Source organism: Humibacillus xanthopallidus (assembly GCF_044793955.1).
GTDB lineage: Bacteria > Actinomycetota > Actinomycetes > Actinomycetales > Dermatophilaceae > Humibacillus > Humibacillus xanthopallidus_C.
The window spans coordinates 628,128-649,633 of the sequence record NZ_CP084995.1 but is presented as its reverse complement, the minus strand read 5'-3'; the positions used below and the strand labels follow the sequence as shown (position 1 = coordinate 649,633).

General features: G+C 72.5%; 23 protein-coding genes. 13 read left to right on the top strand and 10 right to left on the bottom strand.

The genetic code is table 11. The annotated features are described in order from the left end of the window. Positions 1 to 116 precede the first annotated feature (116 nt). The 7 genes from LG278_RS02990 (at position 117) to LG278_RS02960 (ending at position 6,280) form a co-directional block, all read left to right on the top strand. Entirely contained in the window at positions 117 to 674 is a 558-nt protein-coding gene (locus LG278_RS02990; protein WP_404390790.1) for a DedA family protein, read from the top strand. Positions 675 to 719: 45 nt separating this feature from the next. After that, a complete protein-coding gene (locus LG278_RS02985; RefSeq protein WP_404390788.1) occupies positions 720 to 1,502 on the top strand; it encodes a response regulator transcription factor in 783 nt (260 codons plus the stop codon). Next, positions 1,499 to 2,962 (top strand): sensor histidine kinase, encoded by a 1,464-nt coding sequence (locus LG278_RS02980; RefSeq protein ID WP_404390786.1) that lies wholly within the window; start codon positions 1,499 to 1,501, stop codon positions 2,960 to 2,962. Before LG278_RS02985 ends, LG278_RS02980 begins: the two co-directional genes overlap by 4 nt. A 27-nt stretch (positions 2,963 to 2,989) precedes the next feature. Further along, the gene (locus LG278_RS02975) at positions 2,990 to 3,685 is read left to right on the top strand and encodes an NADPH-dependent F420 reductase (protein WP_404390784.1); all 696 of its coding nucleotides are present in this window, start codon (positions 2,990 to 2,992) and stop codon (positions 3,683 to 3,685) included. Between the two features lie 130 nt (positions 3,686 to 3,815). Next, entirely contained in the window at positions 3,816 to 4,184 is a 369-nt protein-coding gene (locus LG278_RS02970) for a hypothetical protein (RefSeq protein ID WP_404390782.1), read from the top strand. Positions 4,185 to 4,421: 237 nt separating this feature from the next. After that, positions 4,422 to 5,531 (top strand): TerC family protein, encoded by a 1,110-nt coding sequence (locus LG278_RS02965; protein ID WP_404390780.1) that lies wholly within the window; start codon positions 4,422 to 4,424, stop codon positions 5,529 to 5,531. Between the two features lie 134 nt (positions 5,532 to 5,665). Beyond that, on the top strand, positions 5,666 to 6,280 hold the full coding sequence (locus tag LG278_RS02960; protein WP_404390778.1) for a hypothetical protein: 615 nt from the start codon (positions 5,666 to 5,668) through the stop codon (positions 6,278 to 6,280). 58 nt (positions 6,281 to 6,338) lie between these two features. Here the strand turns inward: LG278_RS02960 and LG278_RS02955 are convergent, their stop codons facing one another. The 7 genes from LG278_RS02955 to LG278_RS02925 form a co-directional block, all read right to left on the bottom strand. Next, positions 6,339 to 7,706 (bottom strand): amidohydrolase family protein, encoded by a 1,368-nt coding sequence (locus LG278_RS02955; RefSeq protein ID WP_404390776.1) that lies wholly within the window; start codon positions 7,704 to 7,706, stop codon positions 6,339 to 6,341. Between the two features lie 75 nt (positions 7,707 to 7,781). Then, positions 7,782 to 9,029 (bottom strand): RNA polymerase sigma factor, encoded by a 1,248-nt coding sequence (locus LG278_RS02950; RefSeq protein ID WP_404393520.1) that lies wholly within the window; start codon positions 9,027 to 9,029, stop codon positions 7,782 to 7,784. Between the two features lie 245 nt (positions 9,030 to 9,274). Continuing rightward, a complete protein-coding gene (locus tag LG278_RS02945; RefSeq protein WP_404390774.1) occupies positions 9,275 to 9,709 on the bottom strand; it encodes a YciI family protein in 435 nt (144 codons plus the stop codon). 125 nt (positions 9,710 to 9,834) lie between these two features. Next, on the bottom strand, positions 9,835 to 10,776 hold the full coding sequence (locus LG278_RS02940) for a hypothetical protein (protein WP_404390772.1): 942 nt from the start codon (positions 10,774 to 10,776) through the stop codon (positions 9,835 to 9,837). 37 nt (positions 10,777 to 10,813) lie between these two features. Next, positions 10,814 to 11,671, bottom strand: coding sequence for an HAD family hydrolase (locus LG278_RS02935; RefSeq protein WP_404390770.1), 858 nt, complete (start codon positions 11,669 to 11,671; stop codon positions 10,814 to 10,816). 114 nt (positions 11,672 to 11,785) lie between these two features. Continuing rightward, positions 11,786 to 13,171, bottom strand: coding sequence for a dihydrolipoyl dehydrogenase family protein (locus LG278_RS02930; RefSeq protein WP_404390768.1), 1,386 nt, complete (start codon positions 13,169 to 13,171; stop codon positions 11,786 to 11,788). 93 nt (positions 13,172 to 13,264) lie between these two features. Continuing rightward, a complete protein-coding gene (locus LG278_RS02925) occupies positions 13,265 to 14,206 on the bottom strand; it encodes an EamA family transporter (protein WP_404390766.1) in 942 nt (313 codons plus the stop codon). A gap of 40 nt (positions 14,207 to 14,246) precedes the next feature. Between LG278_RS02925 and LG278_RS02920 the strand changes: the two genes are divergently transcribed. The 4 genes from LG278_RS02920 to LG278_RS02905 all read left to right on the top strand — a co-directional run bounded on the left by LG278_RS02920 (position 14,247) and on the right by LG278_RS02905 (position 17,379). Beyond that, positions 14,247 to 14,750, top strand: coding sequence for a MarR family winged helix-turn-helix transcriptional regulator (locus LG278_RS02920; protein ID WP_404390764.1), 504 nt, complete (start codon positions 14,247 to 14,249; stop codon positions 14,748 to 14,750). A gap of 102 nt (positions 14,751 to 14,852) precedes the next feature. Beyond that, positions 14,853 to 15,587, top strand: a complete 735-nt coding sequence (locus LG278_RS02915) for a sulfite exporter TauE/SafE family protein (protein ID WP_404390762.1) — start codon at positions 14,853 to 14,855, stop codon at positions 15,585 to 15,587. 71 nt (positions 15,588 to 15,658) lie between these two features. After that, positions 15,659 to 16,522, top strand: a complete 864-nt coding sequence (locus tag LG278_RS02910) for a hypothetical protein (protein WP_404390760.1) — start codon at positions 15,659 to 15,661, stop codon at positions 16,520 to 16,522. A gap of 68 nt (positions 16,523 to 16,590) precedes the next feature. After that, positions 16,591 to 17,379 carry an alpha/beta hydrolase gene (locus LG278_RS02905; protein WP_404390758.1) on the top strand — a complete coding sequence of 263 codons (789 nt, stop codon included), beginning with the start codon at positions 16,591 to 16,593 and terminating at the stop codon, positions 17,377 to 17,379. A gap of 66 nt (positions 17,380 to 17,445) precedes the next feature. Here LG278_RS02905 and LG278_RS02900 read toward each other — a convergent pair whose 3' ends face one another. Continuing rightward, complete coding sequence (locus tag LG278_RS02900) at positions 17,446 to 18,105, bottom strand: 4a-hydroxytetrahydrobiopterin dehydratase (RefSeq protein ID WP_404390756.1); 660 nt, start codon at positions 18,103 to 18,105, stop codon at positions 17,446 to 17,448. Between the two features lie 60 nt (positions 18,106 to 18,165). On the opposite strand from LG278_RS02900, the gene LG278_RS02895 reads away from it, so the two are divergent. Then, complete coding sequence (locus LG278_RS02895) at positions 18,166 to 18,345, top strand: hypothetical protein (protein WP_404390754.1); 180 nt, start codon at positions 18,166 to 18,168, stop codon at positions 18,343 to 18,345. An 89-nt stretch (positions 18,346 to 18,434) separates the two neighbouring features. Here LG278_RS02895 and LG278_RS02890 read toward each other — a convergent pair whose 3' ends face one another. Continuing rightward, positions 18,435 to 19,238 carry a TIM barrel protein gene (locus tag LG278_RS02890; RefSeq protein ID WP_404390752.1) on the bottom strand — a complete coding sequence of 268 codons (804 nt, stop codon included), beginning with the start codon at positions 19,236 to 19,238 and terminating at the stop codon, positions 18,435 to 18,437. Beyond that, positions 19,238 to 20,266 carry a Gfo/Idh/MocA family oxidoreductase gene (locus LG278_RS02885; protein ID WP_404390750.1) on the bottom strand — a complete coding sequence of 343 codons (1,029 nt, stop codon included), beginning with the start codon at positions 20,264 to 20,266 and terminating at the stop codon, positions 19,238 to 19,240. The genes LG278_RS02890 and LG278_RS02885 overlap by 1 nt, the downstream gene beginning before the upstream one ends. 116 nt (positions 20,267 to 20,382) lie before the next feature. On the opposite strand from LG278_RS02885, the gene LG278_RS02880 reads away from it, so the two are divergent. Beyond that, positions 20,383 to 21,384 carry a LacI family DNA-binding transcriptional regulator gene (locus tag LG278_RS02880; RefSeq protein ID WP_404390748.1) on the top strand — a complete coding sequence of 334 codons (1,002 nt, stop codon included), beginning with the start codon at positions 20,383 to 20,385 and terminating at the stop codon, positions 21,382 to 21,384. Positions 21,385 to 21,506 lie beyond the last annotated feature (122 nt).

Here is a 21,506-nt window from a genome sequence, read left to right as displayed (position 1 = left end):
CGTGAGGTAACGGGGTCGAGGGGTCTCCGGGTCTCCGGTTCGCTGGGTCTCGGGTCGACAGGTCGGCGCGGGTCGCCCGCTGCGAGCGCTGGGGAGACCCGGCTTAGGCTGGGCCCATGCTCGACAGGTTGGCCGAGCTGCCCTTCTGGCAGGCGTTCGCCGCGCTCTTCGTCATCGTCATGGCGCGCTCCAACGCGACCTACTGGCTGGGTCGGGGCGCCGTCGCGGGCTGGAAGCGCTATCGCGGCGCGCACGGCGAGCTGACGCGCAGGGCCGAGGCGCTGCTGCGCAGCCTGGGACCGTTCGCCGTGACCCTGTCCTACCTCACCATCGGCATCCAGACCGCGGTGCACCTCACCGCCGGTGTGATGCGGATGCCGCTGCGTTTCTACCTGCCTGCCGCGGTCGTGGGCTCCGCGGCCTGGGCCGTGCTCTACGCGACAATCGGCCTTGCCGTCGTGCAGGCGTGGATCGCCGCCGAGGCGGGGTCGTGGTGGGGTGTCGCCCTGCTCGCTGCCCTCCTGGTGGTGGGCCTCTCGACCTGGGCGGTGCGCCGCCGCCGCACCCTGCCAGACGCCAGCCCGGATCCCGACCCCGACCTCAGCAGCCCCGACCCCGGCTCTGACCCCGGCGCTGACCCGAGACCAGACCCTCAGGCCCGAACACGATCCTGACATCGACGTGACCCGGCCGCCGAGGTCGCTCACTACGCTTCGACCGTGCCCTCCGACTCGCCCGCGGCCACCGCGCAGCGTGGTCTCGTGCTCGTCGTCGAGGACGAGCCGGCCATCGCCGACGTGCTGCGGCTCAACCTGCGTGCCGCCGGCTACGGCGTCGAGGTCGTAGGTGACGGAGCCGTGGCGCTGCAGGCCGCGCGAGCGCTGCGCCCGAGCGCGATCGTCCTCGACATCGGCCTGCCCACGCTCGACGGGATCGAGGTGTGCCGGCGCCTGCGGGCCGGCGGCGACTGGACCCCGGTCCTCTTCGTGACCGCCCGCGACGACGAGGTCGACCGCATCCTCGGTCTCGAGCTCGGCGCCGACGACTACCTCACCAAGCCGTTCTCTCCGCGCGAGCTCGTCGCCCGCGTCGGCAGCGTCCTGCGCCGCACCCGAGGTGACGCCGCGACTCCTGCGGTGCTGCGCCACGGCCCCCTCACGGTCGACCTGTCGAGCCACGAGGTGCGCGTCGACGGCAGCGAGATCGCCCTGACCGCAACGGAGTTCGACCTACTCGCCCACCTCATGCGTCGACCCGGCATCGTCTTCACCCGCGAGCAGCTGCTCAGCGACGTCTGGGGCTACGCCTCGAGCGCCGGCGGCCGCACCGTCGACGTGCACGTCGCCCAGGTGCGCGCCAAGCTCGGCGACGCAAGCCCGATCCGCACCGTGCGCTCCGTCGGGTATGCCGCGGAGCGCGCCACGCGCGACACCACCGCCGAGCGCGGCGGGCGCGACACCGCCACCGAGCCGCCCGATGACCCGCCGGCCGAGTCGACATGACAGCGGCCTCGTGGCGCGCGTCGTTGTCGGGCCGGATCACCCTGCTCGCGGTCGGCATCGCCGTGCTGACGGCCCTGCTCGCCGGACTGCTGGCGGTGGGCCTGACCCGCAGCGCCGCCGACGAGTCGGCCCGCCGCACCCTGTCGCGCCTCGCTGATGCTGCAGCCGTGCGGGCCGATGCCGGCGAGGCGGCACGGGCGAGCCAGGTCCGCGCGGTCCGCACCCTCGGCGGACTCGGCGTCGAGTCGGCCAGCGTGACCGAGCGCGGCGCCATCAACTCGACGAGCCGCCTGGCCCGTGAGGCGCTGACCCCGGCCCGGCAGCAGGCCCTGCTCGCCGGGCGATCCGTGTCAGCACGCGATGAGATCGACGGCGGCGCCGTGCTCGTCGAGGGTCGGCCCACTGATGCCGGCGGCATCGTCCTCGTGCAACGCCGCGCCGATGCGACGGCCGACTCCGACCGGCTCGTGCGCCGGGTGCTGCTCGCCCTCGCCATCGCCGCGGCGGTCGCCATCGCCGTCAGCGCCGCCATGGCCCGTCGACTGGCTCGACCGCTGCGGCGCACCGCCGACGCCGCCCACTCCCTCGCTGCTGGGGGCCGCGACGTCGCCGTGCCGGTCGAGGGACCCACCGAGGTGGCGGAGGTGGCGAGCGCACTCAACACCCTCTCCAGCTCCCTGACCCGCTCCGAGGGACGCCAGCGCGACTTCCTGCTCTCGGTGTCACACGACCTCCGCACCCCGCTCACCGGCATCAGTGGCTATGCCGAGTCGCTCGCCAGCGGGGTGGTGCCACCCGACGAGACCGCCCGGGTCGGCGCCGTGGTGCTCACCGAGGCTCGTCGTCTCGAGCGACTCGTCGGCGACCTCCTCGACCTGGCCCGACTCGGCGCCGACCAGCCGCGGCTCGTCGCGCAGCGCGCCGACCTCGTCGCCCTCGGCCGCGAGGTCGAGACGGTCTGGAGCAAGCGGTGCGCAGCCGTCGGGGTGCCGTTCACCTACGTCCCCAAAGTCGAGCACGCTTGGCTGACAACGGATCCCGTGCGAGTGCGGCAGCTCGTCGACGGCCTGCTCGAGAACGCTCTGCGGGTGACACCCGCCGGTCGGCCCATCGTCGTGGAGATCCGCCCCGCCCCGGCGTCTGCGACAGGCTCCGCCGGCTTCGCCGTCGAGGTGCGCGACGGCGGGCCCGGGCTCACCGACGACGACATCCCGGTCGCCTTCGAGCCGTCGGTGCTGCACGACCGCTACCGCGGCCTCCGCCCCGTGGGGACGGGCCTCGGGCTCGCGATCGTCGGCCGTCTCACCGCCCTGCTCGGTGGCACGGTCGAGGCCGGTCACGCACCTGAGGGCGGCGCCCGCTTCACTCTGCGGCTCCCCACCCAAGGCCCGCCCGGCCCCGGCTCGCCGAGCCCCGCCGAGCCCCGGTCCCGCGATGACACTGGCTTGACGGCGGAATGACCCGCACCCCACCGCGGTTGCACCGCCATGACCACCTGGGGATTCATCGGAAGCGGAAACATCGGCAGCACCGTCGCGAAGCTCGCGGTCCTGGCCGGCCACGACGTCGTGATGAGCAACAGTCGCGGACCGGAGACGCTGAGCGACCTCGTCGCCGAGCTCGGGCCGAGGGCCAGCGCCGCGACCGCCGAGGAAGCGGCTGCAGCCGGTGACCTCGTCGTCGTCACCATCCCGCTCAAGCACTACGCAGACGTGCCCGTCGAGCCCCTGCGCGGCAAGGTCGTCATCGACACGATGAACTACTACCCGCAGCGCGACGGCCAGGTCGCCGAGCTCGACACCGAGTCGACGACGACCTCCGAGCTGCTCCAGGCCCATCTCCCGGAGTCGAAGGTCGTCAAGGCCTTCAACAACATCTTCTTCGGTCACCTCGCCACCCTCGGACGCACGGAGGGCGACCCGCAGCGCAGCGCCCTCGCCATCGCGGGCGACGACTCCGACGCCAAGCAGGTCGTCACCGACGCGCTCGACGCCATCGGCTACGACGTCGTCGACCTCGGCCCCCTCGCGGAGGGCTGGCGCACCCAGCGCGACACCGCGGCATACGGCACGCTGTATGCCGCCGACCCCGCCGACTGGTCGCAGGGAGCCCAGCCCTCGCCTGCGGCGGTCGTCAGGGAGCGCGCCTCGCAGGCGCAGCGCTACCGCGACCAGGCGAGCTGAGACCGGCTGCGCCGGAGCGGTCCGGGCCGCCGGCCCCGCATGCACTAGATTCGTGACCGTGCTGGGGACCCCGCCCGACAGGGACCGACCTCCGAGCCGGGGACGTCGAGTCGTCGGAGCCCTGGCCGCCGTGACCGTCGCGATCGGGGTCATCGGCGCGGCCAGCGTCGCCTACCAGCGCGCCTACGGCACGTGGTGGCAGACGCCGGAGCGCATCTCCTTCTGCGACCGCACCTACGTCGCCGCGGAGTCGCCCGTGCTGCTCACGCGAGCGGAGGTGGAGTCGCGGGTGGGCAGCCTCGGCGCCAACGACGACATCGACCGCACCCTGCGCGTCGTCGCGACCGTGCCGCCGCTGCCCGTCGTCGGCAAGCCGGTGCTCGCCGTCGTCGTCAACCCCCTCGACCGCGAGGAGAAGGGGCTGCCGTGCACGGCGGCGCTCTACCTCCAGATGGGCGCCGACCGCTACGTGCGGTTCGGCCTCTCCTCCGGCAACTGACCACAGACCCCTCGGTATGCCGTGGGGCCGGGCCCCGCGGCATACCCCCGTCGCGTGGGTGGCCAAGGGGTGGACAACCGGATTTGGGCTCACCGCGATGCCTGCCTAGAATTCGGCGTGAGGGGAGTACTTCCCACACCTGTTCCGGTCAGTCCGGCGGCCCGATGGTCGCCTCGGTGCGGGGTCGGCGAGAGCCGATGAAGGAGACCTCAGACATTGTGTTCTGAGGAGACCCCTATGTTCAGCCTTGCCACGACCTCGCTCACGGGACCGGCACAGACGGCCGCCGAGTCGGCCACCCAGGCGACGGCCTCGATCGGCACCCCGGTCCTCTGGACCGCCACGATCGTCGGCGTGATCGCCCTCTTCGTCATCGACTTCCTCATCACGCGGAAGCCGCACGACCCCAGCATGCGTGAGGCGGTCGGCTGGTCGGCGTTCTACATCGCCATCCCGCTCGCCTTCGGCGTCTACCTCTGGTCGCAGTTCGGCTCGCAGCAGGGCATCGAGTACTACACCGGCTACCTCGTCGAGAAGTCGCTGTCGGTCGACAACCTCTTCGTCTTCATCATCCTGCTCTCGGCCTTCGCCGTGCCCCGCGAGCTGCGGCAGCGGGTGCTGCTCATCGGCGTCGCCGGCGCACTCATCCTGCGCGGCATCTTCATCGCCCTCGGCGCCCAGATGATCGCCTCCTTCTCGTGGACCTTCCTGCTCTTCGGCGCGATCCTGCTGATCACCGCGATCAAGGTCGGCCGCGACGCGCTCTCCGACGACGACCACACGATCGACGTCAGCTCCATCAAGAGCGTGAAGTTCATCAAGCGCTTCTACCCCGTCACCGACGACTACGAGGGCACCAAGCTCAGCGTCAAGCGTGACGGCAAGCGCTGGCTCACCCCGCTCGCCGTCGTCGCGATCGCCATCCTCGGCACCGACATCGTCTTCGCGATCGACTCCGTGCCCGCCGTCTACGGCATCACCGGCGACCCGTATCTCGTCTTCGCGACGAACGCCTTCGCCCTGCTCGGCCTGCGCGCGCTCTACTTCGTGCTCGAGAACGCCCTCAGCTCGCTCGTGCACCTCGGCCACGGCCTGGCGCTCATCCTCGGCTTCATCGGCGTCAAGCTCGTGCTCCACTGGGGCCACACCGTGTGGCCCGCCGTGCCCGAGATCCCGACGCTGGCCTCGCTCGGCGTCATCATCGGCATCCTCGTGGTCGTCACCCTGACCAGCCTCGCCGCCAACAAGCGGCAGCGCGGCAGCGCCACCGACGGTGGTGGCCACAGCGACGACGACGCCCTGGTCGAGGACCAGGCCCACGTCGCCGAGGTCTCCGACAAGCACTGACCCCGACACCGCAGGCACGTCGGGTGCCCCGTTTCTGACGGGTCGGGCCGGGTGGAGCGTCAGCCCACCCGGCCCGAACACGACTCGAACGTGACCCGGGCCATTCCTTGACGCGGCGGCGACAGGCTCGGGTCATGACGAACCACCCCGCCTGGCGCCAGCCCGCCACCGCCGCCACCGTCCTGCTCGCCGTCGGCGCCCTGACTCTCGGAGCCTGCGCCACGAGCGGCCCCACCTCGCCTCCCGTCTCCACGTCCGTCCAGGGCGAGCAGCAGGTCGCTGCCCAGAATGGTCGACAGGACGTAGCCGGCTCCGACACCCTCGAGCTCGTGAACGCCGCGCTCGACACCCCGGCAGTCGTCGGCGAGGCTCCTGACGGAGGCGACCGGCCGGGTCTGCGGGCACGTCTGCTCCGAGCCGTGCACGCCACCTGGGTGACCGACAGCAAGCAGGGGCCGGTCACCCATCAGGCCATCCGGGGTGATGTCACCGCCGTCTCGGCCACCTCGATCACCGTCATGGCCAAGGACGACGTCTCGATGACCTTCACCGTCGGCGCCGACACGAGGGTGCGCGCGCGGGTGGCGGGCACCGGCAAGGGAGTCAAGGGAACGGACTCGACGATCGGCGCGGTCACGGTGGGCTCGAAGGCACTCGTGACCGGGGTGGGGACGGCCACGCCGACCGCGCGCGCCGTCGTGCACCTCACCCCGGCACCGCCCAAGTCGTCACCGACCGCCACGAGCTGAATGCCCTGATCCCCCACCCATGACGCCGAGCCCCCGCCATCGGTCGTGCGGCGTCAGGTCACGCGAAGATCGGACCGACGGCGGGGTAGGCGCCTGTCAGGGCCGTGCGCACCGCTGACAGGGACGGCACGTCGGTGCCGCCCTGGAAGCCGGTGTCGAGACGCATCGGCTTGCCCCAGGCGATGAGGTCCTCGATCGTGGCGCCCTGCGCCGCACCCGAGAGCTCACCGAACCAGTCGGCGCGCGCATACGTGACGTCGCCGCCGATGCAGACGAGCTCGACCCACGAGGGGTCAGCGAGGCAGACGCTCTCGTAGGGGTCGGGGTGGTGCCGCTCGAGCACGACGAGGTCAGCCGGTCGACCGACCGCGATCGAGCCGAGGTGCTCCTCGAGCCCGGCCACGCGGGCCGCCACCGAGGTGACCATGGCGACGAGGTCCGCCGCGGCGATCGGGTGCCCCTGCCGGGCGAGCTCCCGGCGGGCGACCTTCATCTCCCCGAGCAGGCTCGTCGAGCCTGAGGGCAGCCAGTCGGCGCCCAGCGCCACCGGCATCCCCGCCGCGATCGCCTCTCCTGCCAGCGTCGTCTCCCCGTAGAGGCGCAGGTTGGACTGCGGCGACCAGACGAGGCGGCAGCCGAGCTCGGCCACGGTGTGCAGGTCGTCGGCCGTGAGCGCGCTGCCGTGGATGATGTTCGTCACCGGCGTGGCAGCCCCGAGGTCGAGGAAGCGCTGGAACTCCTTGGCGCTCACCGCATCTCCGCGCCTGCCCTCGCTCAGGTGCAGGTAGAAGGCGTTGACGTCGTCGGCCGTGATCCGCTTCATCACGGCCTGGAAGCTCGGCAGCCCGAACGACCCCGACGGCAGGTCGATCATCGACCGCGCCCGGTGCGCACCGAAGGCCCACTGGTCGATGTTGCGCACGAGCGGCTCCGATGACGCGCTGCTCGCGCCGGAGGCGCCCTGGATGCCGGTGACTCCCCCGACGAGCGCGCGCACCTCGGCATAGCGCGTCTGCGTCTTGGGCGGCACCTGCGTCAACAGCACGTTCTGCGGGTCGCGGACCAGCGCCTGGTAGGGCTTGGAGCGCCGCCACGCGTAGCGGTTCGCATAGAGCTTCGGCGGCTCCCAGGCGGCGAAGACGTTGAACTCGGGGTGCCCGTGCAGGTCGAGCAGCCCCGGCAGGATGACCCCCTCGGTCTCGACCACACGCACCCCGGTCGGCTTGCTCTTGGCGACGCGCGTGATCTCGCCCGCCGCCACGGTGACGTAGCCGCTACTCCACGCGCCGTCCGGGGTGATGACCGCGCCGTGCAACGCGAAGGGCGCCGGCGGCAGCGCGCGGCTCCGTCGCGCCGGCGGCGGCAGCTCCTCGGTGATGCCGCGGGCGTATGCCGTCTCGAACGGATCCTTCACAGCTGCAGCCACGTGCGCGCTCCCTCCATGACGGTGCAGGGCGATTCGACGCTAGCCCTGATACGTGCAGTCCGCGGGGGAAATGACTCAGCCTGCCCCGTTGCTCCCGGAACTCTCGGCGGCGCGACGCATCAGGAGGTCGCGCTCGGCCTCGTTCTGCGTCATGGCGGCCGCCCGCTCGAACTCGGCCCGGGCCTCGTCGTCGCGACCGAGCCGCGCGAGCAGGTCGCCGCGCACGCTGGGGAGCAGGTGGTAGTCCTCGAGGTCGCCCGACCCGACCAGCGCGTCGACGACCTCGAGCGCGGCGGCCGGCCCCACGGCATACGACAGGGCGACGGCGCGGTTGAGGTCGACGACCGGGGACGGGCGCACGGCACCGAGCTGCTCGTAGAGCCGCACGATCATCGACCAGTCGGTCTGCTCGGCGGTGCGCGCGCGGGCGTGGCAGGCGGCGATCGCGGCCTGCAGGACATAGGGCCCCGGAGGGCCGTCGGGGCGTATGCCGTCTGGCGTGGTCGCGCGGTCGAGCGCCGCGAGCGCGTGCCGGATGAGCGACCAGTCCCAGCGCGTGCGGTCCTGGTCGAGCAGGAGCACCGGCTCGCCGTCGCGGCCGAGGCGCGCGCGGGTGCGCGAGGCCTGGATCTCCATGAGGGCGAGCAGGCCGTGCACCTCCGCCTCGCGCGGGGCGAGGGCTGCGAGCTTGCGGCCGAGGCGGATCGCCTCCTCCATGAGGTCGCCGCGCACCCAGTCCTGGCCCGACGTGGCGGCATACCCCTCGTTGAAGATGAGGTAGACGACCTCGAGCACCGACGCGAGCCGGGGAGCGAGCTCGGCGCCGGAGGGGATCTCGATCGTCACGCCGTCCTGGCTCAGCGTGCGCTTGGCGCGTGAGATGCGCTGGCCGATCGTCGCCTCCGACGTGAGGAAGGCGCGCGCGATCTCACGGGTGGTGAGTCCACCGATCATGCGCAGAGTCAAGGAGATTCGCGCCTGGGCGGTGAGCACGGGGTGACACGCGGCAAAGACGAGACCGAGCACGTCGTCGTCGATGTCGTCGAGCGCCGCGTCGAAGTCTGCCTCGGCGGTGTCGGCCGCCCTCAGCTCCTCGGCGTGGCCGACCTGCTGGAGCTTGCTCGCGAGGTTGACATCGCGGCGGATGCGGTCGATGGCGCGGCGCCGCGCGGTCGAGGTGAGCCACGCGCCGGGCTTGTCGGGCACGCCGTCACGGGGCCACTGCTCGAGGGCCTGCACGAAGGCGTCCTGCGCGAGGTCCTCGGCGAGGCCGACGTCGCCGACGACGCGCGCGACGACCGCTGTGACCTTGGCGGCCTCCATCCGCCAGACCGCCTCGACGGTGCGGCGCACGGCCTCGACGTCGTGCTCGGGTGACGTGGTGGGTGGCACCCGCACACTCTCGCACGAGGCGGTCCGCCCAGTCCGCGCGGATCGCTCTCTCGATCGGGAAGGGTGGCGCGGGTCTGCGCGCGGAAATGCTCTCTCGATCGGAAGGGGTGGCGCGCGGGATTGCTCTCTCGATCAGGAAGGGTGGCGCGGGTCTGCGCGCGGGATTGCTCTCTCGATCAGGGGGCGGTGGCGCCGGTCTGGGCGCGCATCTGGGCCTCGCGCTCCTGCAGCTCGGGGGTGAACTCGGCACCGAAGTCCTCCGCCGCAAAGACCTGCCGCAGCTCGAGGCCGAAGCCCTGCTCTCCGCCGATGCGCGGCCACTTCTTGGCCCACTCGAGGGCCTCGTCGCGCGAGCTGACGTCGATGAGGGTGAAGCCGGCGATGAGCTCCTTGGACTCGGCGAAGGGCCCGTCGGTGACGGTGACCTCACCGTCGGCCCCGAAGTCGAGGCGGGCGCCGCGGCTCGTCGGGTGCAGGCCCTCGCCGCCGACGAGCACCCCGGCGCGCAGCAGCTCCTCGTTGTAGTCGGTCATGGCCGCGAGCTCGGCCTCGGTGGGCAGGTCGCCGGCCTCGCTGCGGGGGTTGGCGGGGACGATGATCATGAAACGCATCGGGATCTCCTTCGTGGGGCGCCGCCGACGCGGGCGACGCTGCGGTGTGGCTGTCGGTGGTGCGGCGCGGCCGTCAGGGCCTCGCTCACCACCACGTCGAACGGCACCGGCGCATTTCGACACGACTACCGGTCCTTCTCCAGACTCGCCTCGACCCGCTGGCCCAGCGCCCGGTAGAACTCCTCGTTGGCGAGGTAGCGGTAGTGGTCGGTGGCCAGCGAGCCACTCGCGAAGAACGGCGTGTCGTCGACCCCCTCGATGATGCCGGCGGCGCGGAAGCTGAGCAGGTCGGCGTGGTCCCAGACGTTCCACCAGCCGCCGAGGTGCTCGCCGGAAGGATGCGGCGCCATCCGCCCCGTCTCGGCGCCGCAGGTCGGGTCGCTCTCGATGAAGAGGCCGAGCTCCTCGAAGAGCCCCACCTGCGACGCGGCCGCGCACCAGAAGTCGATGCGGATGCCGCGGTGCTCGGGCAGGCGCGGCAGGAAGTGGGTCACGAGGTCGTAGACGATCTGCCCGCCCATGCTGTGGCTGAGCACGACGAGCGGCTCCTGCCGACTCGCGGCAGCGAAGGCCGCGGCGTCGAGCTGGTCGAGCACGCGCTGGACGATCGGCCCGGGTGCGTCGGCGGTGCCGCGGCTGACGACGTAGGTCATGACGTCGCCCATGAAGACGGGCACGAAGTCTTCGAGCGGCCTGCGGATCGCCGTGGCCGTCGACCGCAGACGCCGCACGCCGCGCTCTCGCAGTCCCCGCTTGCCGGGCGCGGCGTCCGGGTCGTCGTCGATGCGCTCGGCAGCCTCCTCGATGAGATCGGCGGCGTCGTCACGCAGGTCCTCGGGTCGCGAGACGAGCGACCTTCCGCCCCAAGCGAATCGGGCCCCGAGGTCGCCCCAGTAGGCACGCAGGATCGGCACCCCGCCTGGGTCGTCGGAGATGGCGGGCGCGACGTGCTCACGCAGGTGCTTGTCGATGGTCGGCCAGGCGACCTCGCCGAACTGCCGGGTCGCCCTGGCCAGCACCTCGTCCTCGTCGCGCACCGCGACGCCGTGGATGTAGACGATCGGCACGATCCCTCCCTCCGGTCAGGGTATGCCGCGTGGCGGGCTAGAGCTCGAGCCGCGCCGTCGCGCCGGAGGGCACGCCGTCGCGGAAGGGGACTCCGGCGCGCACGGCCTCGGTGAGGGCCTCGACGATCGGCACGAGCCCGTCGTCGTCGACGTGGCCGGTGACCTCGTCGGCGATCGCCTTGACCTGGTCGGGCGCGTTGTCCATCGCCACGCCCCACGCGGCCCAGTGCAGCATCTCGAGGTCGTTGCGCTGGTCACCGCACGCGATGGTGTGGATCGGCTCGACCTGCAGGTGCCGGCGCACCATCTCGAGGGCGCTGGCCTTGGAGACGCCCTCGGGGTTGATGTCGAGCCAGGCTGACCACCCGACGGCATAGGACACCTCGTGCAGACCGGCCCGCTCGACGAGGTCCATGAAGTCCTCGGCGCTCGTCTCGGGCTGGCGCAGGGTGACACGGGTGACGGGGTGGGCGATGAGCTCGTCCCAGTCGACCGCGCGGGAGTGGCCCATCAGCTCGCCGTCGGGGAAGTGCCGGCTCACCTTGAAGCCGACGCCGGGCTCCTCGACGGCGATGAGCGCGTCGGGCAGGGCGACGCGCATCTTCTCGAGCACCGGGCGGGGGTCGAAGGTCACCATGTCGATCACCGTGTAGCCCTGCTCGGTGCTGGGGTCGAGCTCGATCGTCAGCGCCCCGTTGGAGCAGACGGCGTAGCCGCGCCGCAGTCCGAGCGCGTCGAGGATCGGCGTCGTCGCGATGATCGAGCGGCCGGTCGCGACGACGACCGCGACCTCCTCGGGCAGCGCGGCGATCGCATCGCGGACCGCAGGTGAGAGCTCACCCATGTGGTTGAGGGTCGTGCCGTCGAGGTCGAGGGCGAGCAGTCGCTGTGCCATGCGGCAACGCTATCTGGCCCGGCCAACAGCACAGCCGGGGTATGCCGCTCGGCGGGGCGAACGGCATACCAACCGTTGGTGACGGGGCTGCGGCAAGAGCCCGCGGGGGCGCGTTCACTCGAGACGCCCGAGTGCGTCCTCGATGCCGCGGTGCAGGGTCGGGTAGGCGTAGATCATCGAGCGCAGCGTGTCGATCGGCACCTCGGCGTGCACGGCGACCGCAAGCGCACCCAGCACTTCGCCGCCCGCCGGGCCCATCGTCGTCGCGCCCACGAGCACGCCCCGGTCGGCGTCGGCGACGAGCTTGATGAGGCCGTCGGACTTCGCGATCCAGCCACGGGTGGTCTCGCCGAGCGGGGTGACGCCGACCTGGACGGCGTCGAGCGTGTCGCGCGCCTGCTTCTCGGTGAGGCCGACGGAGCCGACCTCGGGGTCGGTGAAGGTGACGCGCGGCAGGGCGGCATACGACGCCGGCGGGCCGTCGTCGCCGAGCACGTCGCGGATGACGATGCCGGCCTGATACATCGACACGTGGGTGAAGGCGCCCTTGCCGGTGATGTCGCCGACCGCCCAGACCCCGTCGGTCACGCGGCATCGGTCGTCGACGGGCACGGAGCGGGCGTCCTTGGCGACGCCGACGTGGTGCAGCCCGACGGCCTGGAGGTCGGTGCGGCGGCCGGTGGCGACGAGGAGCCGCTCGGCGGTGAGGGTCGACCCGTCGGCCAGGGTCACGGTGAAGGTGTCGCCGTCGTGGTCGACCTTCTCAGCGCCGACGCCCGCGCGCACGGTGATGCCCTCGGACTCGAACGTCTCGGCGAGCACCCTGGAGGCCTCGGGCTCCTCGAGCGCGAGGATGCGGTCGGCGGCCTCGACGACGGTGACCTCGACGCCGAAGCGGGCCATCACCTGGCTCAGCTCGCAGCCGATGGCGCCGCCGCCGAGCACGATGATCGACGCGGGCAGCTCGGTCGCCTCGACGATCTCGTGGTTGGTCCAGTAGGGGGTGCCGGCGAGTCCGTCGATCGGCGGCACCTGGGGGGTCGTGCCGGTGTTGACGACGATGCCCGTGGTCGCGGTGTAGGCCGTGCCGTCGACGTCGACCCGGCCGGGGCCGTTGATGACGGCGCGTCCGCGCACGAAGGTCGCGCCCTTGCCGACGAGGCGGTCGACGGCGACCTGGTCGTCCCAGTTGTCGGTGGCCTCGTCACGGATGCGCTGGGCGACGACGCTCCAGTCGGGGGTGACCTCGCCGACCGACCCCGCGAGCCCGTCGACGCGGCGGGCCTCGGCGAGCGCGTCGGCGGCGCGGATCATCATCTTCGACGGGATGCAGCCCCAGTAGGGGCACTCGCCGCCGACGAGGCGGTCATCGAGGGCGAGCACCCGCAGCCCCCGCTCGGCGAGGCTGCCGGCGACGTGCTCACCGCCCGGGCCGAGCCCGATGACGATGACGTCGAAGGTGTGGTCGGGGTCCGTGCCGTGCGAAGTCCCGTTGCTCATGGTCCAGCCTTACCCGAAGTCCCCTCCCCGTCGAGTGGCCCCGTCGTCCCACCCATCCGATCCCAGTCGAGTGGCCGAGTGGGGAGAACGGGCTCAGCGAGCCTGGGACAGGTGGGGCTCCGCGGCCACTCGAGTGGGGCGGGGGCGGGGGCGGGTGGCGCGGGCGAGGCGGTCGCGGACCGGCTGCTGCGCGGCGAGCACGCTCGGGACGATGAGCACCATGGCGACAAGGTGCACCGGACCGAACGTCTCGCCGAGCAGGGCCACCCCGAGGAGCACCCCGACGACGGGGTTGACGAGCCCGATGATCGACGCCGCGGTCGGGCCGAGGAGGGTGAGCCCGCGGAACCACAGCACGTAGGCGAGGCCGCTGCCGATGAGGCCGAGGTAGGCGAGCGCGCCGACGGCCGGCAGGTCGAGCGCCGGCGGTGCGCCCTCGACGACGAGGGCGATCGGCACGAGCACGGCCCCACCGGCGACGAGCTGCCACGACGTCGCGGTGACGACGCCCACGGGTGGCGTCCACTTCTTCGTTAGCACGAAGCCGCACGAGGAGAGCACGACGGCGAGCAGGCCGGCCCCGAGGCCCAGCGCGTCGAGTGGACGGTCGAGGCCGTTCTGGAGCACGAGCAGCCCCACGCCGAAGAGGCCGACCACGCTGGCGGCCAAGGAGATCCGGCCCGGTCGGTCACCGAGCAGGATCCAGGCGACGGCCATCGTGACCATCGGGGCGGTCGCCACGAGCGTCGCGCCGAGGCCACTCGGCAGGCGGTAGGCCGAGAAGAAGAGCAGGGCATAGAAGAAGCCGATGTTGAGGCTGCCGAGCACGAGCGAGCGCCACCACCAGTCGCCCCGAGGAAGGCGCCGCAGCCACAGCAGCATGAGCAGACCCACGGGCAGCGCGCGGAGCGTGGCGGCGAAGAGCGGGCGGTCCGGGGGAAGCCAGAGCTGCGTGACGGCATACGTCGATCCCCACACAGCGGCGGGGAGGGCTGTCAGCGCGATGGTGCCCCAGCCGGCTCTATTGTCTTCCACGGAAGGCAATTTACCTTCCTTGGAAGATAGAGTCCAGTCCATGAGCGCCGAGCCGGTCCACGACCACGTGCAGCACATCGTCGACCAGTGGGCCCACGAGCGCCCCGACCTCGACGCCTCGCCGATCCTCGTCATCGGCCGGCTGCACCGCGTCGGGCTCGCGCTGACGACGGAGCTCGTGCGGGTCTACAGCGCGCACGGCCTCGGCGAGGGCGACTTCGACGTGCTCGCGACCCTGCGGCGCGGCGGTCCTCCCTACGAGCTGACGCCGAGCGACCTCGTCGAGCAGACGATGGTGACCTCGGGCGCCGTGACGAAGCGGCTCGACCGGCTCGAGAGCGCAGGGCTCGTCGAGCGGCGGGTCTCCGGTGACGACCGCCGCAGCCGCATCGTCGCGCTCACGCCGGCCGGCCTCGAGCTGACCGACCGCGCCGTCCCCGAGCACCTCGCCAACGAGGCGCGCCTGCTCGAGCCGCTCACTGCCGCCGAGCGGACCACGCTCGCGCGCCTCCTCGGCAAGCTCGGGGCCTCGCTCGGGGTGTGAGTCGCCGCCGACCACCCGGCCGGCCACCCGGCCGACCACCCGGCCGACCAGCCGCCGAGCACGTCGTGGGCAGCGCCCGGCACGCGGCATACGCTCGCGGCCATGACCCTGACGTCGCTGGTGCTGCTGGGGGTGGCGGCTGTCCTCGTGGGCTTCGCCAAGACCGCCATCGGCGGCGTGGGCAGCATCGCCATCGCGATCTTCGCGTTCGTGCTGCCGACGAAGGAGTCGACGGCGGCGATCCTGCTGCTGCTGCTCATCGGTGACGTCGTGGCGGTGTGGCACTACCGGCGCGACGCCGACCTCGTCATGCTTCGGCGACTGATCCCCGCCGTGCTGCCCGGCCTCGCGCTCGGAGCGCTCTTCCTCGCATGGGTCGACGACACGACCCTCCGGCGGTGCATCGGCGTGCTGCTGCTCGTGCTCGCCGCGATGCAGCTCGGGCTGCGGTGGCGCTCCCCCGACACCACGCGCATCGGCGGGTCGCGCCCGGCGGCGATCGGCACGGGCGTGGCCGCGGGCTTCGCGACGATGACGGCGAATGCCGCCGGGCCCGTCATGACGCTCTACCTCGTCGCGCAGGGGGTCGAGAAGCGGCGCTTCCTCGGCACGTCGGCTCTCTTCTTCCTCGGGGTCAACCTCTGCAAGGTGCCCTTCAGCGTGGGGCTGGGGCTCTTTGACAACCAGACCCTGTGGCGCACCCTGGCCCTCGCCCCGCTCGTGCTGCTCGGCACGTGGATCGGCCTGCACACGGCGCGCCGCCTCAGCCAGACGCGCTTCGACCAGGCGGTGCTCGCGGCGACCGTCGTGTCGGCGCTGGCGCTCGTCGTGCGCTGAGTCGTGCGTTGAGTTGTGCGCTGTGTTGTGCGCTGAGCTCCGGCTGCGGGGGCACGGCCTAGGGTGCTGGCATGGCAGACCTCACCGACGACGTCGAGCTGGTCCGCGCCTCCCGCCAGGCGTGGGGTGCGCTGGAGACCGTGCACGTGCTCAGCTACTTCGCCGAGGAGGTCACCGCCGCCTTCGTCGCGCTCGGCCTGCGCCCGCGGCTCAGCTACTTCGCGGCGCGGTCGGCGGCCTTCGGGGCCGTGGGGCCGGAGGTGCCGACGGCGACGTTCTACGTCTTCGCGCCGTGGCTGCACGCCAAGGCGCTGCCCTCGTCGTGGTCGGCGGCATCGCCCGAGCAGGTGCAGCAGGCCCGCCGCGACTCGATCGGCGTGGTGCTGGGCCGGGTGCTCGGTGACGTCCCCGAGGCGGAGCTCGGCGAGCTGCTGGCGCTGGTGCGCACCGCGTGCGAGGGGCTGACGCCCCAAGGACGTCCGCTGTATGCCGCCCACTCGGCTCTCGCATGGCCCGACGACCCGCGGGTGGCGCTGTGGCACGCGGCAGGACTCGTGCGCGAGCACCGCGGGGACGGGCACATCGCGGTGCTGCTCGCGGCCGGGCTCGACCCGGTCGAGTCGCTCGTGCTGAACGGTCTCTTCGCGCGCAACACCGGCTTCCTCAAGGCGACCCGCGGCTGGACCGACGAGGAGTGGGCTGCGGGCGAGGAGCGGCTCGTGGAGCGCGGACTCGTGGCCGACGGAGCGCTGGCCGAGGAGGGTGTGGCCTTCCGCAAGGGGCTCGAGCGCGACACCGACCGGCTGGCGCTCGAGGGGTGGGCGCACCTGGGTCTCGAGGGGACCCGACGAGTGGTGGAGCTGGCGACGCCGCTGCGGCAGCGCGCCCTCGACAGCGGCATCCTGCCGGGGTGGACGAGCTCGCGCCGGACGTGAGAGCGGACGGCCCACGCCGGGCGTGAGACTGGACAGGCGCACGGCCGTGGCGTGGCTACTCTCGCGGCATGGCGGGTGCAGGGGACGTGCGCGAGCGGCTGACGCCGGTCGGTGGACGGGCGGTGCGGTCACTTCGGGTGTCTTCGGCAGGGTCCGTTGGTGCGGCTGACCCGCTCGTCGTCATCCTGCCGGGGCTGGGGCTGCCCTTCTACACGCTGCCGACGGCGCGCTCGATCGTGCAGCGCGGCCTCGACTGCGAGGTGCTCGACCTGCCCGGCTTCGGGTCGGCGCGCCCTCGACCGACGCGACCCAACATCCATGCCATCGGTCTCGCGGCAGCCGGCTGGGTGCGGGCGCAGGCGTCCGACCGGCCCGTCGTCGTGCTCGGCCACTCGACGGGATCGCAGGCGGCCCTGACGGCGGCGCTGGCCCTCGCCGGTGAGCGCTCGTCCTACGCGCTCGTCATGGCAGGGCCGACCTTCGCCCCGACGCAGCGACGGCTGGTCCCGCTCGCGGCGGTCACCCCCTTCGCCTATCGCGACGACGGGCCCCGCGAGGTCGACCCGGTCGAGATCCGCAACGGGCGGATGGGCATCGTCGAGATGCTCCACTCGGGGATGCGCGATGCGCCCGAGCAACGCATCGCCGGTCTCACGGCGCCGCTGACCGTGACGAGCGGCTTCCACGACTCCTACACCCCGACCGCCTGGCTCGACACCCTCACGACCTCTGCGGTCGCGGCGGCGAGCACTCGCACGTCGCTGCTCGGCGGCTCGCACAACAACCTCTTCACCCACCCCGACGAGCTCGCCGACCTCGTGGTCCTGGCGGCCGCCGACGCCGTGGCCTGGCGCTGAGGCCTCTCGTCGCAACCCGCCCGCGCCCGGGTCGGCGGTGACGGGGACCCGGCCGGACGGCATACATCAGGCGGTGGTCTGGGGGTCGCGCCCCTGCCACGTGCAGATGCACGCCTCGTTGCCCTCCGCGTCGGCGAGAATCCAGAAGGCCGGTGCCTCGGCGTCGGAGACGAGGTGGCCTCCGGCCGCGAGCGCGCGGTCCATGCGGACGAGTGCCTCGTCGTGAGCGACGGTGACGTCGAGGTGGATCCGATTGCGTTGCGGCCGTGGCTCATCCATCTGCTGGAACCACACCGCCGGGCCCAGCTGCAGCGGGTCCTGCAGGTCGTCACGAGCCTGCTCGTCCCAGCCGAGCACGTCCGCCCAGAAGGGTCGCACCGCGTCGATGTCGAGGGCGTCGATGGCGATCTCGATCTGGGTGAGACTGCTCGGCTCACGCTGGAGGCCCAGCTCCTCGACGACCTCGTCGATGGCCCGGCCGAGCTCGACGTCGCGCTCGGTGATGCCGCCGGCGTCGTGGGTCGAGAGCACGAGGTGCACGACGTCGAAGCGCACGTCGATGTCGGGGTGGTGGCCCTGCTCCTCGGCCAGCAGGCCCACGCGGCCGACGAAGTCCAGCGCGGTGACGAAGTCGGGTGCGCGCACGGTGAGCTGCATGCGCTGGAGCAGGTGCCGCCAGTGGGGCAGCGCCGCGGACGATGCCTGACGGCTCAGCTTGTCGACCATCCTCCGACCGTAGACCGCGGCCACCCCTCACGGGGGAGCGCGAGGTCTAGCATCGCGAGCATGACCCGCTATCGCTTCCTGGACGCGCTCGGAGACGTCGTCGCGGAGGGCGAGCACGACGACCACGCCGCGGCCCTGCTCTGGGCCCGCGACGAGGAGGAGACCGACGACGGCGTCAACCGGGTGGAGTACCTCGGTCCCGACGGCGACTGGCGCTGGGCCGGTCCCCTCCAGAGCTGAGCGCCCCCACCCCGCACTCCCCTCACCCCGGGTCGAGGTGATCGCGGGACCCACGTGGGGTGCGGCAACACCTCGAACCCGGGGCGGTGTCAGAGGGTGAAGGCCTCGCGGAAGCGGGCCATCGCCAGCTCGGGGTCACTCGACGCGAAGGCCTCGAGCCCGACCGTGCCGCGGTAGCCCATCTCGACGAGGGCCCGGGCGACGGCGGGGTAGGCGATCTCGCCCGTGCCCGGCTCGCAGCGCCCCGGCACGTCGGCCACCTGGATCTCGCCGATGTAGGGCAGCGCGCGGCGGCAGAGCTCGATCAAGTTCCCCTCCCCGATCTGTGCGTGGTAGAGGTCGAGCATGAGGCGCAGGTGCGGGCTGTCGACGGCCGAGACGAGCGCCAGGCAGTCGGCGGCCGTGGCGAAGGGGACGCCGGGGTGGTCGACGGCCGTGTTGAGGTTCTCGAGCACGAAGGTCACGCCCGCACTCTCACCCAGCTCCGCGATGCGGGTCAGCGTCGCGCCGGCCGTCAGCCACATCTCCCCCGTCACGACCGGCTCGGGTCGCACCGGCAGGCCGCGGTCGTCGAGCCCCGTGCCGTGCAGGTTGAGCCGCGGGATGCCGAGGCGCTGGGCCACCGGCACGGATTCCCCTGCGGTGGAGAGCAGCTCGTCGGCACCTTCGGCATCGCTGAGCCGTCCGCGCACGTAGCCCGTCATCGACGAGTAGACGACCCCCTCGTCACGCAGCGCCACGAGCTCGTCGATGTCATGCCGCGTCCAGTCCCAGATCTCGACCTCGAAGCCGAGGGCGTGGATGCGGCGCACCCGCTCGGCGAAGGGCAGGTCGACGAAGACCATCTCGGCGCTGACCGCGAGCGTGAAGGGGCTGCCGGCCGTCGTCGTCATCAGGCACCGACCCGGTCGGTGTCGCGGATCCGGACGGTGCCGCCGGTCTCGACGGACTCGATGCAGGCGAGCGCGATGCGCAGCGCGGCACGCGCGTCGCGACCACCGACGAGCGTGGGGGTGCCCGAGCGGACGGCGGCGCAGAAGGCAGCCAGCTCAGCGGCATACGCGTCGTCGAAGAGGTCGGTGTCGGTGCGGGCCGTCGGACTCGACACGCCGGCGGCGCTCCAGTGGCTCGTCGCGAGGTGGGCGGGGCTGCCCGCGGTCACCATGCCGCCCGAGCCGAAGACCTCGGCGCGCACGTCGTAGCCGTAGGCGGCCGAGAAGCTCGCCTCCGCGACGGCGAGGGCGCCGTTGTCGTAGCGGATCGTGACGACGGCGGTGTCGAGCAGCCCGGCGGCCTTGAAGTCGGGGGCGACGAGCGCATCGGCCATGACGCTGACCTCGACCGCCGTGGCGCCGGGGTTGAGCCAGTTGAGCGCGTCGAAGTCGTGAATCAGGGTCTGGGTGAAGATCGTCCACGGCGGCACGCCGGCCGGGTTGGCCAGCCCCGGGTCGCGGGTGAGCGACCGCAGCAGCTGCGGCGTGCCGATGCCGCCGGCCGTGACGACGTCGCGGGCCGTGGCGAAGTCGCGCGCGAACCTGCGGTTGAAGCCCACCTGCAGAGGTATGCCGCCCCGCTCGGTCGCGTCGATCGCGCGGTCGGCGTCGGCGAGGGTCATCGCCATCGGCTTCTCGACGAAGACCGCCTTGCCAGCCTGCGCCGCCGCCACGACGAGCTCGGCGTGGGCCGTGCTCGCGCACGTGATGGCGACGGCCTCGACGCGAGGGTCGTCGATGAGGGCCTGGCTGTCGGTGAGCCACGGGACCCCCAGCTCCTCGCCGAGGCGCCGGGCCGAGGCCTCGAACGGGTCTGCGACAGCGACGAGCTCGGCCTCGTGCAGACGACGGGTGAGGGTCGTGGCGTGGTGGGTGCCGATGCGACCGGCACCGATGAGGCCGATGCGCACGGGGTCGGGGGTGGTCATTGCAGCTCCTTCGCAGCTGTTTAACTAGAGCGCTCTAGTAGACCTAGTGAAGCGGGTCGCCGCGTGCGCCGTCAAGGGGTTGCACGGAGCAAGATAGAGCGCTCTAGACTCACCCCATGGCTTCCGACCGCGTGACGATGGAGGACGTGGCCGCGAGGGCAGGCGTCTCGCGAGCCCTCGTGTCGATCGTCTTCCGCGGCGTCGCCGGGGCGTCCGACGCGACCCGCGAGCGCGTGCTGGCTGCCGCGAGAGAGCTCGACTACCGACCGGACACGCGGGCGAGCCGGCTCGGCCGCACCCGCACGCGGATGGTCGGAGTGACCTTCTCGGTGGGCGCCAGCTTCCACGGCGACCTCATCCAGAGCCTCTACACCCATGCCGACGCCGCCGGCTACGAGGTCGTGCTGAGCGGCGTGACGCCGGAGCGGTCAGAGGCTGCGGCCGTCGGGACGCTCCTCGCGGAACGGTGCGAGGCGATCGTCGCGCTCGGCAGCGCGCTCAGCGCGGGTGAGCTCGAACGGCTTGCGGAGCGGCTGCCCGTCGTCAGCGTGCTGCGAGCCGTCTCCGGTGCGGTCGACGTCGTGCGCACCGACGACGCAGAGGGGCTGCGTCTCGCCGTGGACCACCTCGTCGGCCTGGGCCACACGCGCATCGCCCTGCTGGACGGCGGCCGCGCGGCCGGTGCGGCCGAGCGTCGCCGGGGCTATCGCGCAGGGCTGAGACGGGCCGGCGACCTCGGCGCGCAGGTGCTGACCGGTGGCCTGACCGAGCTGGAGGGGGCCTCTGCGGCAGCGGCTTTCCTCGCGCTGGGTGGAGCGCGCCCCACAGCGGTGGCCGCCTTCAACGACCGGTGCGCCCTCGGCTTCATTGACGTCGTGCGGCAGGCGGGCCTGAGAGTGCCCGACGACGTGTCGGTCGTCGGCTTCGACGACATCAGCCAGGCGGCATACCCCCACGTGAGCCTGACGACGGTGCGTCAGCACGCGGAGCAGCTCGGCGCCGCAGCCATCCGCACGGTCGACGCCCGGCTGTCGGGGGCCGCGCCCGGTCCGGCCACGGTCATCGAGCCCGAGCTCGTCGTGCGCACGAGCACCGCTCCCCCGCTCAGCGGTGGGTGAGGAGCAACGCTCCGAAGCATCGCCGCGACGTCTCACGGGTGCAATGCCCCAGGGGTGAGGCGCCCTCGAGGGTGATGAGCGGGAAATGGCCGCGGTGTTGAATCCCGCGCCCGAGCACCCCT

Bases quoted from the DNA above. Each gene is read 5' to 3' on its own strand.
- LG278_RS02990 (WP_404390790.1), top strand. From the start codon at position 117: ATGCTCGACAGGTTGGCCGAGCTGCCCTTCTGGCAGGCGTTCGCCGCG.
- LG278_RS02980 (WP_404390786.1), top strand. From the start codon at position 1,499: ATGACAGCGGCCTCGTGGCGCGCGTCGTTGTCGGGCCGGATCACCCTG.
- LG278_RS02975 (WP_404390784.1), top strand. From the start codon at position 2,990: ATGACCACCTGGGGATTCATCGGAAGCGGAAACATCGGCAGCACCGTC.
- LG278_RS02965 (WP_404390780.1), top strand. From the start codon at position 4,422: ATGTTCAGCCTTGCCACGACCTCGCTCACGGGACCGGCACAGACGGCC.
- LG278_RS02960 (WP_404390778.1), top strand. From the start codon at position 5,666: ATGACGAACCACCCCGCCTGGCGCCAGCCCGCCACCGCCGCCACCGTC.
- LG278_RS02950 (WP_404393520.1), bottom strand. From the start codon at position 9,029: ATGGAGGCCGCCAAGGTCACAGCGGTCGTCGCGCGCGTCGTCGGCGAC.
- LG278_RS02945 (WP_404390774.1), bottom strand. From the start codon at position 9,709: ATGCGTTTCATGATCATCGTCCCCGCCAACCCCCGCAGCGAGGCCGGC.
- LG278_RS02935 (WP_404390770.1), bottom strand. From the start codon at position 11,671: ATGGCACAGCGACTGCTCGCCCTCGACCTCGACGGCACGACCCTCAAC.
- LG278_RS02930 (WP_404390768.1), bottom strand. From the start codon at position 13,171: ATGAGCAACGGGACTTCGCACGGCACGGACCCCGACCACACCTTCGAC.
- LG278_RS02920 (WP_404390764.1), top strand. From the start codon at position 14,247: ATGAGCGCCGAGCCGGTCCACGACCACGTGCAGCACATCGTCGACCAG.
- LG278_RS02915 (WP_404390762.1), top strand. From the start codon at position 14,853: ATGACCCTGACGTCGCTGGTGCTGCTGGGGGTGGCGGCTGTCCTCGTG.
- LG278_RS02910 (WP_404390760.1), top strand. From the start codon at position 15,659: ATGGCAGACCTCACCGACGACGTCGAGCTGGTCCGCGCCTCCCGCCAG.
- LG278_RS02905 (WP_404390758.1), top strand. From the start codon at position 16,591: ATGGCGGGTGCAGGGGACGTGCGCGAGCGGCTGACGCCGGTCGGTGGA.
- LG278_RS02900 (WP_404390756.1), bottom strand. From the start codon at position 18,105: ATGGTCGACAAGCTGAGCCGTCAGGCATCGTCCGCGGCGCTGCCCCAC.
- LG278_RS02895 (WP_404390754.1), top strand. From the start codon at position 18,166: ATGACCCGCTATCGCTTCCTGGACGCGCTCGGAGACGTCGTCGCGGAG.
- LG278_RS02890 (WP_404390752.1), bottom strand. From the start codon at position 19,238: ATGACGACGACGGCCGGCAGCCCCTTCACGCTCGCGGTCAGCGCCGAG.
- LG278_RS02885 (WP_404390750.1), bottom strand. From the start codon at position 20,266: ATGACCACCCCCGACCCCGTGCGCATCGGCCTCATCGGTGCCGGTCGC.
- LG278_RS02880 (WP_404390748.1), top strand. From the start codon at position 20,383: ATGGCTTCCGACCGCGTGACGATGGAGGACGTGGCCGCGAGGGCAGGC.